This window comes from Flavobacterium coralii (assembly GCF_019891545.1).
In the GTDB taxonomy this organism is placed as follows: domain Bacteria; phylum Bacteroidota; class Bacteroidia; order Flavobacteriales; family Flavobacteriaceae; genus Flavobacterium; species Flavobacterium coralii.
Genome location: NZ_JAHDIU010000008.1, coordinates 76623 through 93841, shown reverse-complemented (window position 1 = coordinate 93841; position 17219 = coordinate 76623). Strand labels below are relative to the sequence as shown.

The 17219-nt window shown below is 40.8% G+C and carries 20 protein-coding genes; 10 read left to right on the top strand and 10 right to left on the bottom strand.

Features of this window, described 5'->3' with window-relative positions; genetic code table 11:
* The 3 genes from KJK34_RS12060 to KJK34_RS12050 form a co-directional block, all read right to left on the bottom strand.
* Entirely contained in the window at nt 1-384 is a 384-nt protein-coding gene (locus tag KJK34_RS12060; RefSeq protein ID WP_223054143.1) for a hypothetical protein, read from the bottom strand.
* Between the two features lie 61 nt (nt 385-445).
* Complete coding sequence (locus KJK34_RS12055) at nt 446-2005, bottom strand: Rne/Rng family ribonuclease (RefSeq protein WP_223054142.1); 1560 nt, start codon at nt 2003-2005, stop codon at nt 446-448.
* A 377-nt stretch (nt 2006-2382) separates the two neighbouring features.
* Nucleotides 2383-2703, bottom strand: coding sequence for an HU family DNA-binding protein (locus KJK34_RS12050; RefSeq protein WP_297334169.1), 321 nt, complete (start codon nt 2701-2703; stop codon nt 2383-2385).
* Nucleotides 2704-2808: 105 nt separating this feature from the next.
* Here KJK34_RS12050 and mutY point away from each other — a divergent pair, with 105 nt between their 5' ends.
* From mutY to KJK34_RS12025, 5 genes are read left to right on the top strand one after another with little or no spacing between them, the layout of a single operon-like run.
* Nucleotides 2809-3846, top strand: coding sequence for an A/G-specific adenine glycosylase (gene mutY, locus KJK34_RS12045; RefSeq protein WP_223054140.1), 1038 nt, complete (start codon nt 2809-2811; stop codon nt 3844-3846).
* Between the two features lie 42 nt (nt 3847-3888).
* A complete protein-coding gene (locus KJK34_RS12040; RefSeq protein ID WP_223054139.1) occupies nt 3889-4365 on the top strand; it encodes a single-stranded DNA-binding protein in 477 nt (158 codons plus the stop codon).
* Between the two features lie 23 nt (nt 4366-4388).
* The gene (locus tag KJK34_RS12035) at nt 4389-5675 is read left to right on the top strand and encodes a gliding motility-associated protein GldE (RefSeq protein WP_223054138.1); all 1287 of its coding nucleotides are present in this window, start codon (nt 4389-4391) and stop codon (nt 5673-5675) included.
* The gene (gene gldD / locus KJK34_RS12030) at nt 5676-6245 is read left to right on the top strand and encodes a gliding motility lipoprotein GldD (protein ID WP_223054137.1); all 570 of its coding nucleotides are present in this window, start codon (nt 5676-5678) and stop codon (nt 6243-6245) included.
* A gap of 13 nt (nt 6246-6258) precedes the next feature.
* Complete coding sequence (locus tag KJK34_RS12025) at nt 6259-6738, top strand: YcxB family protein (RefSeq protein WP_223054136.1); 480 nt, start codon at nt 6259-6261, stop codon at nt 6736-6738.
* Between the two features lie 45 nt (nt 6739-6783).
* Here KJK34_RS12025 and KJK34_RS12020 read toward each other — a convergent pair whose 3' ends face one another.
* Entirely contained in the window at nt 6784-7353 is a 570-nt protein-coding gene (locus tag KJK34_RS12020; RefSeq protein ID WP_223054135.1) for a heavy-metal-associated domain-containing protein, read from the bottom strand.
* A 125-nt stretch (nt 7354-7478) separates the two neighbouring features.
* Between KJK34_RS12020 and KJK34_RS12015 the strand changes: the two genes are divergently transcribed.
* Nucleotides 7479-8345, top strand: coding sequence for a DMT family transporter (locus KJK34_RS12015; protein ID WP_223054134.1), 867 nt, complete (start codon nt 7479-7481; stop codon nt 8343-8345).
* Nucleotides 8346-8415: 70 nt separating this feature from the next.
* Here KJK34_RS12015 and KJK34_RS12010 read toward each other — a convergent pair whose 3' ends face one another.
* Both KJK34_RS12010 and KJK34_RS12005 read right to left on the bottom strand, forming a co-directional pair.
* Entirely contained in the window at nt 8416-10458 is a 2043-nt protein-coding gene (locus KJK34_RS12010; RefSeq protein WP_236937645.1) for a M16 family metallopeptidase, read from the bottom strand.
* Between the two features lie 15 nt (nt 10459-10473).
* Entirely contained in the window at nt 10474-11799 is a 1326-nt protein-coding gene (locus tag KJK34_RS12005; protein WP_223054133.1) for a M16 family metallopeptidase, read from the bottom strand.
* 196 nt (nt 11800-11995) lie between these two features.
* Between KJK34_RS12005 and rplU the strand changes: the two genes are divergently transcribed.
* The 3 genes from rplU (at nt 11996) to KJK34_RS11990 (ending at nt 13325) form a co-directional block, all read left to right on the top strand.
* Nucleotides 11996-12358, top strand: coding sequence for a 50S ribosomal protein L21 (rplU, locus tag KJK34_RS12000; protein ID WP_223054132.1), 363 nt, complete (start codon nt 11996-11998; stop codon nt 12356-12358).
* Nucleotides 12359-12384: 26 nt separating this feature from the next.
* Nucleotides 12385-12645 (top strand): 50S ribosomal protein L27, encoded by a 261-nt coding sequence (rpmA, locus tag KJK34_RS11995; RefSeq protein WP_223054131.1) that lies wholly within the window; start codon nt 12385-12387, stop codon nt 12643-12645.
* Nucleotides 12646-12770: 125 nt separating this feature from the next.
* Complete coding sequence (locus KJK34_RS11990; RefSeq protein WP_223054130.1) at nt 12771-13325, top strand: CPBP family intramembrane glutamic endopeptidase; 555 nt, start codon at nt 12771-12773, stop codon at nt 13323-13325.
* Nucleotides 13326-13328: 3 nt separating this feature from the next.
* Here KJK34_RS11990 and KJK34_RS11985 read toward each other — a convergent pair whose 3' ends face one another.
* The 4 genes from KJK34_RS11985 to KJK34_RS11970 form a co-directional block, all read right to left on the bottom strand.
* Nucleotides 13329-13742: a hypothetical protein gene (locus tag KJK34_RS11985; protein WP_223054129.1), complete on the bottom strand. Its 414-nt coding sequence runs from the start codon at nt 13740-13742 to the stop codon at nt 13329-13331.
* Nucleotides 13743-13756: 14 nt separating this feature from the next.
* The gene (gene aat, locus KJK34_RS11980) at nt 13757-14392 is read right to left on the bottom strand and encodes a leucyl/phenylalanyl-tRNA--protein transferase (protein ID WP_223054128.1); all 636 of its coding nucleotides are present in this window, start codon (nt 14390-14392) and stop codon (nt 13757-13759) included.
* 144 nt (nt 14393-14536) lie between these two features.
* Nucleotides 14537-14929 (bottom strand): DUF3127 domain-containing protein, encoded by a 393-nt coding sequence (locus KJK34_RS11975; protein WP_223054127.1) that lies wholly within the window; start codon nt 14927-14929, stop codon nt 14537-14539.
* 45 nt (nt 14930-14974) lie between these two features.
* Nucleotides 14975-15856, bottom strand: a complete 882-nt coding sequence (locus KJK34_RS11970; protein WP_223054126.1) for a flavin reductase family protein — start codon at nt 15854-15856, stop codon at nt 14975-14977.
* A gap of 183 nt (nt 15857-16039) precedes the next feature.
* Between KJK34_RS11970 and KJK34_RS11965 the strand changes: the two genes are divergently transcribed.
* Nucleotides 16040-17206, top strand: coding sequence for a sensor histidine kinase (locus KJK34_RS11965; protein ID WP_223054125.1), 1167 nt, complete (start codon nt 16040-16042; stop codon nt 17204-17206).
* Nucleotides 17207-17219 lie beyond the last annotated feature (13 nt).

Below are 17219 nucleotides of genomic sequence, written 5' to 3'. Positions count from 1 at the left end.
TTACCTCTTCTCAAAACGTATAACAGGCGCGTTAGGCCCGCTATTACCGGATAGTATTAATTCATTATCATTTCGCGTGTAATTCCATTCGCTGTCGCCGCCTGCTATAGAGATAGTTATCTTTTGTTCTCCCTGCTCAATAGGGTAAAAGCCGGACTGTAGCATGTAAGGATATTCATCTTCTACGTTATTGTCAACAGTAAGGTTACCGTTGTTTATTTTCCAGATGATGTCGCCATTTTCCAGTACAGGCGGGTTAGGTACTGTGGCAGTATACGATTTCATGTTCCAGTTGCCGTTTAGTGGGTTCATGGCGTCGTCTTCATTATCAGAGCAGGAAAACATGCAGAATGTCAGGACTAAAAAGAGTAGCGCTTTTTTCATGGCTTTTTTTGAGGTAAATATATAAAAAAACCGCCCATACATTCCGTAAGGGCGGTTTTTGCTATTCTGTTACAATGGGTTTGCCTTTGCTGTCAAAAAAGCGGTATTCTAAATACGTGTAAGCGTCACGCGGTATAATTTTTATCCATTTTTTATGCTCAAAAAACCATTTAGAGCGAATGGACGGGAAACCTTTGGTAAGGTATGCGGCCACAAAAGGATGTGCGTTAAGCACTATTTTTTTGCGGTTCTTTATAATTCTTTCAAGGTCGGCTGTTATCCTGTCAATCACAAGAATAGGAGCTTCTATCTCGCCGGTAGGCTTGTTAGGGTCTTCTTCGCGTGTCTTGATGTTTACTTCTGGCCGTACTCTTTGTCGGGTAATTTGGATGAGCCCAAATTTACTCGGAGGCAGGATCTTGTGTTTTGCCTTATCGTCGCTCATTTCCTGTTTCAGGAAATCATAAAGTTTTTTCCTGTTGTCCGGATTGCTCATATCAATAAAATCGACAACAATAATACCACCCATGTCCCTCAGCCTTAACTGCCTTGCAATTTCGGCAGCGGCAATCATGTTTACTTCAAGGGCGGTGTCTTCCTGGCTTTGCGCCTTGTTAGAGCGGTTACCGCTGTTCACGTCTATAACGTGTAGTGCCTCGGTATGCTCTATAATAAGGTAGGCGCCCTTGCTCATGGAAACCGTTTTCCCGAAAGAGGTTTTAATCTGCCGTTCTATATTATATTTTTCAAAAAGCGGCAGCTCACGGTTTTGGTAAAGCTTAACGATGTTGGCTTTGTTAGGGGCTATCTCCTGCAGATAGTCCTTTGTTTGGTAAAACAGGTCTTCATCATCTACATAAATGCCGGTAAAAGTGTCGTTAAACACATCGCGAAGTATAGAGGAAACCCTGTTTACCTCGCCCAGCACTTTGCTCGGATGGTGTGCAGAAGGCATACGCTTGCACATGGCTGTCCATTTCTCCATAAGGTTCTGGAGGTCTTTATCCAGCTCGGCAACTTTTTTGCCCTCGGCTACTGTTCTTACAATAACACCAAATCCTTTTGGCCTTATGCTTTGCACAAGACGCTTAAGGCGGTCTTTTTCTTCCTTAGATTCTATTTTCTGCGAAATCGAGATACGGTCAGAAAAAGGCACAAGCACCACATAGCGGCCTGCCAGCGAAAGCTCTGAGCTTATGCGCGGCCCTTTTGTGGATATCGGCTCTTTTACCACCTGAACGAGGATTGACTGGTTGGCGCTTAACACATCTGTTATAACACCATCTTTGTTAATCTCTTTCTCGAACGGAAAATTTTTCAGGGAATAATCTTTTAATTTACCTGCGCTTACAAGTTTTATGAATTTTATTAAAGAGGGCAGGTTAGGCCCCAGGTCGTGGTAATGCAAAAAAGCATCTTTTTCGAACCCCACGTTAACAAAAGCGGCATTAAGGCCGGCAACAGGCTTCCGTATCTTGGCTATAAAAATATCGCCTACAGAAAACTTGTTCTTGTCTTCCTGTTCTTTATGCAATTCAATTAGTTTTCCATCTTTTAACAAGGCAAAATCTACTGCTTCAGAACCAGACCGAATAATCAGTTCTTTATTCACGCTGTACATTTTTATCTGCTTTGTTGTTACGGGTTTAGAGCTTCATGTTTCGGGAAAACCTTGTACTCGAAACTCATAACGCGCAACAGGGTTGGCAGATGGATTAAACATTTTATTACAGGTAGTTTAGTACCCGGAGATATCAGTTTTAAGTTTACAGTTTACAGCTTACAGTGTGTAAATCTTAAATCTGAATTCTTAACTCTGAAATCTTTTTTGTCAATGAACGTTTTAAAAAAGAAAAAGTAGTATTAAACTACTTTTTCTTTTTGTGACGGTTAGCTCTCGCCCTTTTTTTACGTTTGTGCGTAGCTACTTTATGTCTTTTTCTTTTTTTCCCACTTGGCATAATGTCTAAGGGTTTTGGATTAATAAATTAAGTTTTGTTACTTTACTTCAGTATTCGTTTTAACACCGTCAACAAACACTTTGGCAGGTTTAAATGCAGGTATGTTGTGTGCAGGTATTTTTATTGTAGTGTTTTTGGATATATTCCTTCCGGTTTTTTCAGCACGTGTTTTGATAATAAAGCTTCCAAACCCTCTCAGATAAACATTATCGCCGGTTTCCAAAGAGTTTTTTACTTCCTCCATAAAAGACTCTACTGTTGCTTGCACATCTCCTTTTTCAAGCCCAAGTTTTTCAGAGATTTTTGCTACGATGTCTGCTTTCGTCATTTTCTTTCTAAAATTTATGTTTGTATGTATTTTTTTCGAGTGTGCAAATATATGAATTAAAAAAACAATATTTCAAGGTTAATACATTAAAATTTAATAACATAAAGTTTTAATTTTGCTAACCTCTCCTTTACTATGAGTTTTTCTAAGCTGCTGATAAATTGGTATTTACAAAACCGCCGCGATTTGCCCTGGCGCAAAACACCCCAACCTTACCCGGTGTGGCTGTCAGAAATTATGTTGCAGCAAACGCGCGTGGCGCAGGGCATGCCCTATTTTTTGAAGTTCATAGAAGCATTTCCAACCGTAAACCATCTTGCTGCCGCACCCGAAGAGCAGGTGCTTAAATTATGGCAGGGGCTTGGCTATTACAGCAGGGCGAGAAACCTTCATGCAACCGCCAAGTATATAGCAAATGAACTGGGAGGGGAGTTCCCTGATAGTTATGAAGGCCTGCTAAAGCTTAAAGGCGTGGGCGATTATACCGCAGCCGCTATTGCTTCTATATGTTATGGAGAACCCGTGCCGGTGGTAGATGGCAATGTTTACCGGGTGCTGTCGCGCTATTTTGGCATAGAGGCCGATATATCTTCACCTGCTGCAAAACCGCTTTTTAAAAACATTGCAGCCGAACACCTGCCGCCGGGGCAGGCATCTGAGTTTAACCAGGCCATGATGGAGTTTGGTGCTTTGCAGTGTGTGCCTAAAAACCCTGACTGCCCCAACTGTGTGCTTAGTAAAGAATGTGTCGCTTATAATTCCGGGCGGGTGGCAAGCCTGCCTGTAAAACTCAAAAAAACAAAAGTTACCAACAGGTACTTTAATTACATTATTGTTAAAGACGGGCAGGGCAGGAGCCTTGTTAACAAACGTTCAGCAAAGGGTATATGGCATAACCTTTATGAATTTCCTTTACTGGAAACCCAAAATGATGTACAGCCCGAAGAGATAATGCCGCTTATTGAAAATAAGTTCTTTGCTGAATTTACTGTCGCATCTGTTCAACTTTTGCAGGATACTATTGTGCATAAACTCTCGCACCAGCACCTGCATATACGCTTTTGGCAGGCAGATATTTCTGTCGCCATAGATGAAGCCCTGAGCCGCGAAGAAATAAAGCTGCTGCCTGTGCCTGTGGTTATCCATAATTTTATAGAGAAGCATTGGGATTGATGCTAAATTTTATTATTTTTGGTTAAACGCTAAACAGTTGCTATGAACGGAACGCTTAACAAAGTAATGCTTATAGGGCATTTAGGAGACGATGTAAAGATGCACTATTTTGATGGTGGTAACTGCATAGGGCGCTTTCCGTTGGCCACTAATGAGGTGTATATCAACAAACAAACCAATGAGCGCATTACCAGTACCGAATGGCATAATATAGTTGTGCGTAATAAAGCTGCCGAAATTTGCGAAAAATACCTTAGCAAAGGCGATAAGATTTATGTGGAAGGCCGCATTAAATCGCGCCAGTGGCAGGGAGATGACGGTACTACAAAATATACTACAGAAATTCAGGTGACTGAGTTTACATTTTTAACCACTAAAAAAGAAATGGAAGGCAATAACAATAATACAGGCAACAGCAACAGGCAGCAGCAACAGCAGCCATCTGTTAACGAGCCTGCAAGGCCGGCACATGATTATAATATGAACGTGCCCGATCCTGACGATGACCTCCCGTTTTAATTGTTTAATCAATACTCATAATTTTGGACCCCGACCCCTCGAGTATATTGTTTGATTACAGCCTATTGTTTGGCTGCGCAGGTATTCTTATCCTGCTGTTCTTTTCTGCTGTAATATCCGGAACCGAAGTAGCTTTTTTTGCCTTAACCCCCGAAGATATAAAGGGCATTGCCCAAAAGAGCCCTAAAAAAGGGAAATTGATTGTAAGGCTTTTAGAGAAACCCAAAAAGCTGTTGGCAACCATAGTTATAGCAAACACCTTTATCAATATAGCTATCATTATTTTATTCTTCAGGATAACAGGCCCTTTGTTTGATGGCATATACCTGCCTTCTCTTCGCTTTATAGTTCAGGTGGCTGTTATAACCTTTTTTGTGCTTCTTTTTGGTGAGGTGGTGCCTAAAGTTTATGCCACCCGTAACAGCGGTGCTTTTGCAATGAGGGTGTCTTACATGCTTTTTTATTTAAATAAGCTGCTTTCACCTTTCAGCATACCCATGCGGGAGGTAACACTTGCGCTGTATAAAAAATTTAATGTGCAGCGTACAGGTATATCGGTAGATCAGCTATCCCAGGCACTTGAACTGACGGATTATGCCGATGCAACAGCCGAAGAACAGAAGATACTAGAAGGTATTGTAACCTTTGGTAATACTGATGTACGGCAGGTAATGAGTCCGCGTATAGACATTTTTGCGCTTGATATAGAAGAAGGGTTTGCAGAAATTTTTCCGAAAATTGTAGAAAGCGGGTTTTCAAGAATACCGGTTTACCGCGAAAATATTGACCATATAGAAGGGGTGCTGTTCATAAAAGACCTGATACCATATATAGATAAGCAGGAGTTTGAGTGGCAGACATTGCTGCGTGAACCTTTTTTTGTACCCGAAAACAAGAAGCTGGACAACCTTTTAAAAGAGTTTCAGGGAATGAAAAACCACCTTGCAATTGTGGTAGATGAATATGGCGGTACTTCAGGGCTTATTTCGCTGGAAGATATTCTTGAGGAAATTGTTGGTGATATAAGTGATGAATTTGATGATGAGGATATTATTTATTCTCAGATAGATGATAAAAACTTTTTGTTTGACGGTAAAATAGGGCTCAAAGACTTTTACAGGATTACCGACGTGGAGGAGGAAGATTTTGAAGCATCAAAAGGTGAGGCGGAAACACTTGCCGGTTTTATACTCGAAATATCAGGTAATTTTCCTAAAAAAGGGCAGAAAATTAATTTTAATGACAATATCTTTACCGTCGAATCAGTTGATAAGAGAAGGATAAAACAAATTAAAGTTACCCTGCCATAAATGAATATTATTAAAAAAGTTTTTGCAGCCGTGGCGCTTTTTGCGGTTAGCGCAACGTTTGTTTCATGCGGAGAAGATGCCGTGCCAAAGCCAAAAGCATTCCTTCGGCTGGATTACCCGGTAGAAGATTATGTACTCTATACCGGTAAATGCCCGTTTACATTTGCGTTTAATTCTCAGGCTATAATAAGCAACAAAGGGAATTGCAATTTTACCCTGCAATACCCACGGATGAAAGCCACCATATATCTTACTTACAAGCCTGTGGAAGGTAACCTTGAAATGCTCTTGAGGGATGCCCAGAAACTTACTTATGAGCACGTGATTAAAGCTGACGCCATACAGGAGCTACCTTTTGTAAATGATATGCAGAATGTATATGGCATGTTTTACCAGGTTGGGGGGGATGCCGCCACAAACGCACAGTTTTATGCCACCGACAGCACAAGGCACTTTCTTACAGGCTCTATGTACTTTTATGCACGCCCCAATTATGACTCTCTTATGCCGGCCGCCAGTTATATAAAAGACGATATGCGTAATTTGATGGAAACCCTTAAGTGGAGGTAATATATCTTATTATATGATCACAACAAAGGAGGAGGGTTTAACTCAAAAAGAGTTTTTCAGGCTACTGATACATCTTTATCTTAAAAAGCGTTGGTGGTTTCTAGTATTTATATTTCTCATGGTGCTAGTGCAGTTTTCTGTACAGGGAAAGTCCGAGGGGATGAACTTCTTCATCATTTTCGCTTTCCTCTATCCTTCACTGTTGCTTTACCAGTACTATCGGTATGCTTATTCTGATAAGAATGAGAATATATTACGGACAAGGCATCATATAATTACCGAAGATGCTATTAAAACATATGTTGACGATGGCTCAATGAGCGAATTAAAACTAAGTGCTTTTATAAAAGCGGAAAAAATAAAGCAGTATTATTTGTTATACATTTCAAAAAACCAATATCTTATCATCAAAGAAAAAGAGTTTGCGTCGGCTTACGATAAGGAGTTGTTCGAAAACAAAGTTTTTTTCATGATAAAACATCATAGGGTATAAAAAAAGCAGCCATTGGCTGCTTTTTTATACTTAATAATTCCTGTATTAAAGGCTTCCGCCTGAGGAAGTAGTAGTGCTTTCTGAATGGCATGATTTCTTAGCTTCGCCGGAGCAGCAGCTTTTCTTTTCGCCGCTGGCACAGCCTGCTTTTTCTTCTTTCTTAGCCTTTTTCTTTTCTTTCTTCTTTTCAGCCTTTTTCTTAGGCTCCTGGTCTGCTTTATACAGCATGGCCTTGTCAGCAGAGTTCTTAACGTCAGCTACTTTATAAGTGCCGTCAGCAATTTTTTCTACAGTTTCAACTATCGTTTCCGGTGTTTGCTTTTCTGCGTTATAAGATATAGTAGCGGTTTTGGTATCAAAATCTACTTTTGCGTTTTCTACACCGTCAAGCCCGGCAAGTTTGCTTTCAATTGTTTTAGCACAGCCAATAGCGCAGGTCATGCCCTCAATTTTAAATAAAGTCGTTTCAAGGTTAGCTGCTGTTTCTTTTTGTATGGTGTCGGTAACCGTTCCTTCTTCAGGCGTTTCTATGTTACCGTCTTTAGCCGTGTCTTTGCAGCTTACAAAAAGCATTGCAGCAAGGGCAAAAACCGAAATGTGTTTAATTACTTTCATCGTATATATTATTAGGTTCTTTTATAAAATGCTCTTTAAAAAGCGATTACAAATTTACTAAAAAACGTTTGCCATCCGGATTTATTGTCGGATTTTTAGCCCGAATTTTAAGTTAAAGTTAATCTATGCAGTCACAACAGCTAAAATGGTATCTACTTGCGGTTCTCGCCCTGATATGGGGCAGTTCTTTTATCCTGATAAAAAGAGGCTTATTGGGTTTAACCCCGTTTCAGCTCGGTTCACTCCGCATCATCTTTTGTGCCGTCTTTCTCCTTATTGTAGGCTTCAGGAGTTTGCGCAATGTACCGCAGGGCAAATGGAAGTACCTTGCGTTAACAGCACTGTTCGGGACATTCCTGCCGGTTTACCTTTTTTCGGTGGCACAAACCCAGATTCATAGCTCAATAAGTGCCATCCTTAATTCGCTAACACCGCTTAGTACACTTATAATTGGTGCTGCTGTTTTTGGCCTGCAGTTTCAGCGCAGGCAGTTGTTCGGAGTGCTTATAGGCCTTGTTGGGTGCGGGCTGCTTATCTTTAAAGGCGCGGCTGATAACCCTAATCAAAATTACTGGTACACGCTTTTTGTAGTAGCAGCTTCGGTATGTTATGCCACAAATGTGAACCTGATTAAAAAACATCTGTCCGACTTAAGCCCGCTTAGCATCAGCACAGGTAATTTTGCAGTTATGCTGCTGCCTGCCGTTATAGTACTTTTCCTTTCCGGTTTCGGCAGTGTTGCTACAGCGCCCGAAACACAGCAGGCAATGCTTTATATAGCGGTACTGGGTATAGTGGGTACGGGTATTGCCAATATTATATTTTTCAGGCTGATACACATGTCATCGCCTATATTTGCTTCTTCGGTTACTTATATGATTCCGGTTGTAGCCTTTGGCTGGGGCTTGTTCGACGGCGAATCGTTAGCACCGCTGCAACTGGTGGGCGCTGCCATAATACTGGTGGGTGTCTATTTCTCCTCAAGAAAGTAAGCTGTTATAAGATAATGCTAAAGCAAAGGCCCGCAATTGCGGGCCTTTTTATTATAATATGTAAATTATTTTACTGAAAATCTGAAGCGCTAACGCCTTCGTTTACCTTAACATCTGTAGCGGTAAACTCCATTTCCATTCCACCCATATTTACGATGTTCTTGTATGGTATCTTCACGCCTTTTACATCCCTGTAATCGGCAAGAATTGTAGTTTGTACGGCCTTTTGGCCCATTTGCTCCTCTTCTTTGCTTTCAGCTATTTTAAGGCCTGTAGTAGTGTCATAGTAATAAGTAGATCCTTCGTTCTTAACTGCATAAGCATCTTTACCGTTTATCTGCTCAATACCTGTAAGTGTCCAGGCTTTATCATTCATCATGTTAAGCTCTTCAAACGGAACGGCACCTTTCTTAGCATCAGCAAGTTCTTCGCCTTCAAGCTCAGTGCGCTGGCCCTGTACTACGCGGTATCCGCCTTTTTCGTTTATTACCTGCTTCATCATTGTCATGCCCATAGCTTTCATTTCCATTGCAAATTTCTGGTCGGCAGTTTGCTTAACTACTAATTCAAGCGGAGTTCCCTGAATGGTTGCAGTAGCTGTTTTAGCGACAGACTTAACGCCTTTAACCGCTTTTTCGCCACCAATAGCTTTAATATAGTTGTCTAATACTGTTTTTACAGTTACACCGGCAGGTACAGGCTTGTTAAGTACAGGCTTATCTGTAGGCTTGCCCCACTTGTCGAAGTACTGTACCGGAATGTTCCTGCTTTCAAGGCCAGGAAGTACATCGGCAGCTTTACCAACTACCACTATACGTGCGTTTTCTGCAAGGAAGTATTTTTTTGCAGCATTCCTTACATCTTCCGGAGTTACGGCGTTTATGCTCTTAATATAGTTTTCGTAGTAATCTTCAGGAAGGTTTTGTGTTTCCGTTAAAAGTGCATACTGCGCAATTGTAGATGGTTTTTCCATCTGCATTACAAAGTTACCAATATATTTAGCCTTAGCATTTTTAAGGTCTTCTTCAGATACAAGGTCTGTCCTTATCTTCTTGATCTCGTTAAGTATTTCTACTATTGCGCTGTCGGTTACCGCATTCCTTACAGATGTAGATGACCTGAAAGAAGTTACATACTTGTTAGCACCTATAGATGAATAAGCGCCATACGTCCACCCGTGAGCTTCACGCAGGTTAAGGAAAAGCCTTCCTTCGCCACCACCACCAAGAATCTGGTTGGCAAGAAGTGCTGCGAAATAGTCTTTGTCAGTCCTCTTAAGGTTTACAACGTTTACAACAGATATTTCACTCTGTACTGCATTAGGCATATCTACAAAGTTTATCTGGGTATATTGTACATCTTTAGGGTCGCTGTATGTTACTTTAGGAGCTGTGTTAGGAGTCCAGTCGCCAAAAAGTTTCTTAACCTGCTTTTTAACGTCTTTTGTCTTAACATCACCTACCACAACAAGGTAAGCATCACCCGGCACAAAATAGGTGTTGTAGTTGTTAACAACATCTGCAAGGGTTACATTGTTTAGTGTTTCTTCACTCAGGTATTCGCCGTTAGGGTGTTTTTTGCCATAGATAAGCACATCTGTTACCCTTGAAGCTACCGATGGTACACTTTTCTCGTCTGCCTTTAGGCCTTCTATAATCTTTGCTTTTTGCTTGTCAAATTCTTCCTGCGTGAATTTCGGGTTAAGTGCACCGTCAGCCATTAGCTCAAGTATCCTTTCAGAATACTTAGAAAGCCCGCTTGCTGAAGCGCCTTCTGCCCAGAAGTTAATATTAGCACCTAAAAAGTCTGTCTCTTCGTTAAAAGCGTCTTTAGACATTTTTTTGGTGCCGGTACCCATAAGTGCACTCACCATATCAGATACACCTTTTTTATCGCCTTCAGCGTAAGGGGCATTATCCATGGTAAGGGTATAAGATACCCTTGGAAGTTTATGGTTCTCTACAACCAAAACTTTAAGTCCGTTTTTAAGTTCAAAAGTTTCCGGTTTGCCAACATTTACTGTCGGTGCCGGTCCCGGTTTTGGCATTGGCCTGTCTTGTGCCTGCATACTAATAAAGAATAAGCCGGCTAATAGATATATTGCTTTTTTCATGATTCTCAATGATTCTTAGTTTTGTGCTTTGTCTTTAGCTGGTACATAATCTAATATCAACCTCTGGTTAGGGTTAAGGTATTTGCGTGCAACATCCCTTATCTCTTCCCTGGTGATAGAACGGTAGATATCAATCTCATTGTTTATAAGGTTAACATCGCCATAAAGCATATAGTAAGTAGCAAGGTTGCTGGCAATACCTTCAACGCTGCTGTTGCTATTTACGTAGTTGCTTTCGTAGATGTTTTTAAGCTTCTGGAACTCTTTTTCAGAGATAAGCTCGTTCTGAAGTTTTTTGATTTCTTCATCGGCTTCTTTTAAAAGTTCTTCAGAAGTATGTCCCTGCATCGGGATACCATATACTATGTAAAGGCCGTAATCTTCCTGGCTGTAGTTGAAAGCACCCATCTGAAGCGCCATCTTTTTATCATCTACAATCTTCTTGTACATCCTCGAGCTTTTTCCGTCGCTAAGAATGGTAGATATCATATCAAGAACACGTGCATCCCTTGTTTTCATAGAAGGTGTCCTGTAGGCAGCAACAACCATTGGCAGCTGTATGTTAGGATCTTCATAAGTAGCGTGAAGCGTTTGTGTTATCGGTTTTTCTTCAAAAGTCTGGCGTGTAACCGGAGCTCCTTTAGGTATTGGCCCAAAGTATTGCTTTATCCATTTTTTTGTCTTTTCTATGTCAAGGTCGCCCGCTACTACAAGTACTGCATTGTTAGGCACATAGAACTTTTTGTTGAATGCCTGGAATTCTTCAAGTGTTGCGGCATCAAGGTGATCCATAGAACCAATGGTTGCCCAACGGTATGGGTGCACCTGGAACATGTTCCTTTTTACCTCTGCAATAAGGTTACCATAAGGCTGGTTATCTACGCGAAGCCTTTTTTCTTCTTTTACAACCTCATTTTGTGTATCAACACCTATCTGGTTAATAACCGGGTGCATAAGCCTTTCCGACTCCATCCATATAGCAAGCTCAAGGTTGTTGCTCGGGAAAACCTCATAATAGTAAGTCCTGTCGTCGCTGGTGTTTGCGTTGTTGTTACCGCCGTTTGCAGTAACTATTTTAAACCACTCGCCACGTTCAATGTTTTTGGTGCCCTCAAACAGCAAGTGCTCAAAAAAGTGCGCAAACCCTGTTCTTTCAGGATTTTCGTCTTTAGAACCAACATGATACATTACCGAAGTAATTATAACCGGTGCTGTTTTATCCTGGTGCAGGATTACATGCAGCCCGTTGTCCAGATCATATTCCTCAAATGCTACTTTCTGGGCAGATGCTACTCCGCCAAGCATGAGGAGTGAACCCAAAGCCATTAAAGATTTTTTCATAAAGAGTTTAATTATTGATTTTGATAATTGGTGTGCAATTTCGGTATTTTGTTACAATAAAGCTAAATTTTTTTCTTTTGATGATTATCAGGCTGTTATATTCGCGATTTTTACTTTAAAAATTAACGTTGCATATTGGCTGATAAATAAATAGTTGTATATTTGCAGCCTTAAAATTTAATTAAACCATATTGTTATGTATGCAATCGTAGAGATAGCAGGGCAGCAATTTAAAGTTAGCAAAGACCAAAAGGTTTATGTTCACCGTTTAGAAGGTAAAGAAGGAGATGCAGTAACATTTGCAAAAGTTCTTTTACTTGATGACAGCGGAAACATAACACTTGGCGCCCCGGCTATAGAAGGTGCTTCAGTAGAGGCCAAAGTGCTGCAGCACTTAAAAGGAGACAAGGTAATTGTTTTCAAAAAGAAAAGGAGAAAAGGTTACAAAGTTAAGAATGGCCACCGCCAGTCTTTAACCCAAATCTCTATTACAGGTATAACTGCACCGGGAGCTAAGAAAAAAGCTTCTAAAAAGGCAGAAACTGAAACTGCAGAATAATATTAACAATTAAAAACTAAAACATCATGGCTCACAAGAAAGGTGTCGGTAGTTCCAAGAACGGTAGGGAATCAGAGTCGAAACGTTTAGGCGTTAAGATTTTTGGAGGCCAGGCTGCCATTGCCGGTAACATTATTGTTAGGCAAAGGGGCTCTAAGCACAACCCGGGCGAAAATGTATATATGGGTAAAGACCATACCCTGCATGCAAAAGTTGACGGTGTTGTTCAATTCCAAAAGAAACGTGATAACAAATCATATGTTTCTATAGTTCCTTTTGAAGCTTAAGACATAAAAAAGCAGATATAAAAAACCCACCTTTAAAGGTGGGTTTTTTATTGGCTGTCTAAAATGGAAAGCACAAGCCTCTTGTTAAGTATGCTATTGTTAATATATTCACCGGGTAATACATTATGATTAAAGAAACCTTACGTGACTTGCTTTTGTTTTTAAGGATGCCAGATGATGTGCAGTATAATGTGTCAGCTATAAAGAAGGTGAAGATTTTTATCATTCTCTTTTTAGCAAAAGCATTTATTTTTCTATTGCTTATCTACCCTTTGCTGATACTACTCAATAATATTACAGACTTACATCACAGGGGGGAGTTCGTTGAAGATTCACTTTTCACATTAATTGCAATAAGCATAATTGCCCCGATAACAGAAGAGTTGTTATTCAGGCTTGTACTAAGGCGGCAGGGTTTGGTTGCTTCAATATTTTCTGAACAAACGTGGTACAGAGTTTTTCCCTTGCTTTGCCGCATATCTATTGTAAGCTTTGCCATAGTACATTTAAACAACTACCATAATTCAGAAACATTATTCTATATACTTTCACCCCTGATTGTGCTTTCTCATTTTATTACCGGATGCTTCATCACTTTTGTGAGAGTGAGGCTAAGTTTTTTATATGGCCTGCTCCTGCATTCCCTTTGGAATTTTTCAGCTTACCTGCTACTATCGTAATGTCTATCCTATAAAATTAAGCAGCCACGATATCAGTATTATCATGATAAAATGCAGCAGGAATGCTTTGCGTTCCTGGTCTTTAAAAAAGGAGTAGATCATAAAAAAGATGTTTACTATTGCAAGCCCGTAAAGTATGGTGCTTAACCCGGGAAAATTTTTATCTGACACGGCAACAAGCGACGCGGCTATTATGCCTGCAATAATAAATGAAGATGTTACCTGTACACCTGTTTGTTTAGTATCTATGCTGGCGATTGCAGCTACAAGCCGTACCGGAACAAAATAAAGGGCAATTGCCGCTGCGGCAATAAGATATACATAGGGTTCAAAAACTTCTTTCCTGAACAGGAGAAAAGCTATGAGTACCACGAGCAACATAAATGCCTCGTAGTATTTTTTTATTACAGTGGTCATATACTTAAAATTAATTAGTTGATAATTATCTTTAAAAATGCTTCCCTGCTGATTTCGCGTGCACCGAGGCTTTCCAGGTGGGGATTGTGTACCTGGCAGTCCAGAATGCGGTAGTTTTCGGCTTCAAGTTTTTTGGCAAGCGCTATAAACGCCATTTTACTTGCATTCGCCACTTTACTAAACATACTCTCACCACAAAATACATGCCCCAGGTCTATGCCGTAAAGCCCGCCAACCAGCTCATCACCCTGCCATACCTCTACTGATTTGGCATGGCCCAGTTCGTGCAGCTTTATGTAGGCCTCTTTCATTTCTGCGGTAATCCAGGTTCCTGCCTGGCCCTGGCGCTTAATGCTGCTGCACTGTTCTATTACCGCCTTAAATGCGGTATTGAATGTAACACGAAAAATACCCCTGTTAATTACATTGCGCATACTCTTTGAAACTTTAAGTTCTCCAAAGAATAGTACCATACGCTCCGGAGGGCTCCACCACAGTATTGGGTCATCATCATCAAACCACGGAAATATACCGTTTCTGTAAGCCAGCATAAGCCTTTCGGGCGATAGATCTCCGCCAACTGCAAGTATGCCTTCGGGTGAAGCATGCTGTGCAGGAGGAAAATATAACTCGCGGGACAGGAAATACATAATTAATTAAAAATTAAATAATTATCAAATAATTTGCATATTTGTTTTCTATTAACACACTGTTATCTATAAGAAAAAATTTATGTAATAAAAATCCCGCGTGTAAGTGCACGCGGGAATATTTTAGTAGATAAGAGCTATTCACTAGAAAGGAAGGTCGTCATGGTCCTCTTCCCTAAAATTTGTGGCAGGCTCAAACGAGTCCTGTGCACTTGGCATTGGCGGTTGTGCCTGGTAGCCGCCTCCTGCAGGTGCTTCAGGTTGCAGTTTTTCTATCCTCCAGCCCTGTATAGAGTTAAAATATTTTGTTTCGCCCTGAGGGTTTACCCACTCCCTGCCACGCAGGTTTATAGATACTTTTACCGGCTCGCCAACCCTGTAGTTGTTCAGCAGGTCGCATTTATCCTGAGTAAATTCTACCATTATATGCTGCGGGTACTGCTCATCTGTAGTAACCACCATCTCCCTTTTCCTGAAACCATTGTTGCCAAACATCTTGGTTTCGTCAATCATCTTGATTCTTCCTGAAACTTCCATAATTATCCTTGTTTTTTTTCTGCCATATGGCAGCAATCGTTACTGTTAAAAATCTTTCTTGGCCAAAAGCACTTTCCATGCTTTTAAAACTTCATTATTGTCGAGGCACTGCTTGGCCTTTTTATATCGTTTGTCTTCATCATCACTGCTAAGTATGCCTTTAATCTCAAAGTCTTCCTTAACAAACCCGGTTAGTTCTTCTTCCGAAGGTACAGCTTCTACATTGCCGAGCTTCCCTAAATCGTTGCCGTCAAAAAAGCCGCATTCTTTTACAAAGGCAGGCACATTATCTACCCCAATACCAAGTGTTGTTAATGGCTTTTCAACTTCAAACAGCCCCTGGTTGGCCCTGCTGTACCAGTTGCCGCCCATACGCGCTACAAGGTCAATCTTAGTCTGGTCAACCGCGCCGTTTTCATCAAGCACGTTTTCATCAACATGAATTTTAACCACTTCACATATTATCAGGTTGCCCGCGCCTCCGCCTGTTCCAAGCGCAATTATGTCATTAACCTTACACTCAAACTGTACAGGAGATTCTTTTACCCTGAAAGGCTTCACAATATCGCTTGGCAGCATGGTAAGCCCCGCTTTCTCAAATTCATTTACGCCCTCATCATACTCAGTACTCGACAGCGATGCCTGTTGTACTATAGCATAGTTAACCACATTTATAACAACCTCCCTGTTAAGCTCTGCATTTATAAGGGTGTGCTTTACAGTAGTATCCCTAACCCGGCGTGCAGGCGAAAAAACCAACACAGGCGGATTGGCACTAAATACATTAAAAAAACTGAAGGGCGAAAGATTGGGCACATTATTTTTATCTAATGTACTGGCAAAAGCTATCGGCCTTGGGCCTACTGCCCCCTGAAGGTAACCCTGCAGTTTGGCGGTAGGTATTTCTTTTGGGTCTATACTTAACATTTTGCGGTTGTTTTTACAAAGATACTTTTTATATGTGTAGTTATAAATGCCGATAGCAAATTTAACCCTGTGTGTTAACAATTAATACTAACTGCCTGAAGTTGCCGTTTTCCGTTTACACATCTTACACCTATTAAAGCTTTACCAACTTTTAGTATCTTTAATGCTCAATTAAATATAAATATGCAAATTTCGGATAACAGGGATTTTACCCGTTGGTTCATTATAGTAGTTTCGTTTCTTATTGTGGTTCTTATCGTATGGAATACCTACTATCTTTTCCAGGCTTTCAAAGAAGAGGAACGCATGAAGATGGAATTATGGGCGGATGCAACTGAAGCCATAAGCAGCCCTACTGACGATAAAGCCCTTGAAACAGTAAGCGACATTACCACTAAAAACAATACTATACCGCTTATTCTTACCGATGCCGAAGGAATTATCCGTGAGTCAAGAAATATTGATGAAAGCATTCTTGAAGGTGGTAAAATAAAAGACAGTATAAAGGCATATAAATTATTAGAAGAGTTTAAGTCGCAGAACAACAGGCTTACGATTGAATATCTTCCAGGAGAGTTTCAGTATGTATATTTTGGTAATTCTACTTTGCTGAATGTGTTGAAATATTATCCGGTGGCACTGGTTCTTATTATACTTTTGTTTGGTGTAGTGGTGTATATATTCTTTAAAGCCAATAAGATTAGTGCACAAAACAGGTTATGGGCAGGTATGGCTAAAGAAACCGCTCACCAGATTGGTACGCCGCTATCATCATTACTCGGGTGGATAGAGATTATGAGAGCCGACAATGTTGACGAAACTACCGTGACAGAAGTTGAGAAGGATGTTTTGAGGCTGCAAACCATAGCAGAACGTTTCTCTAAAGTAGGGTCTGAGCCGGAATTGCAGGAGCTTGATATTATAGCGGAAACAGAAAGGTCTTTCGCCTACCTGAAGGCGCGTGCATCAAAGCAGGTTGAATTTATTTTTCATGCCCCGGCCACTCCTGTAAAGGTTATGCTTAACCCTGAACTGCATAGCTGGACGGTGGAAAATCTTGTAAAGAATGCCATAGATGCCATGAAAGGCAAAGGCAGGCTCGAAATAATACTGGAGGAGCGTGAAAAGTATGTAAAGCTTAAGGTTTGCGATTCGGGTAAGGGTATTGCAAAGAGCCAGTACAAAAAGGTTTTTGAACCCGGCTTTACTACCAAGAAGCGAGGATGGGGCTTAGGGCTTTCTTTAACCCGACGTATAGTGGAAGAATATCATAAGGGCAGGATTAAGGTGCTGCACAGCGAAGTGGGCAAGGGTACAATAATGCAGGCCAGCTTCCCGAAACTAAGGTAACAAATAAGGGCTG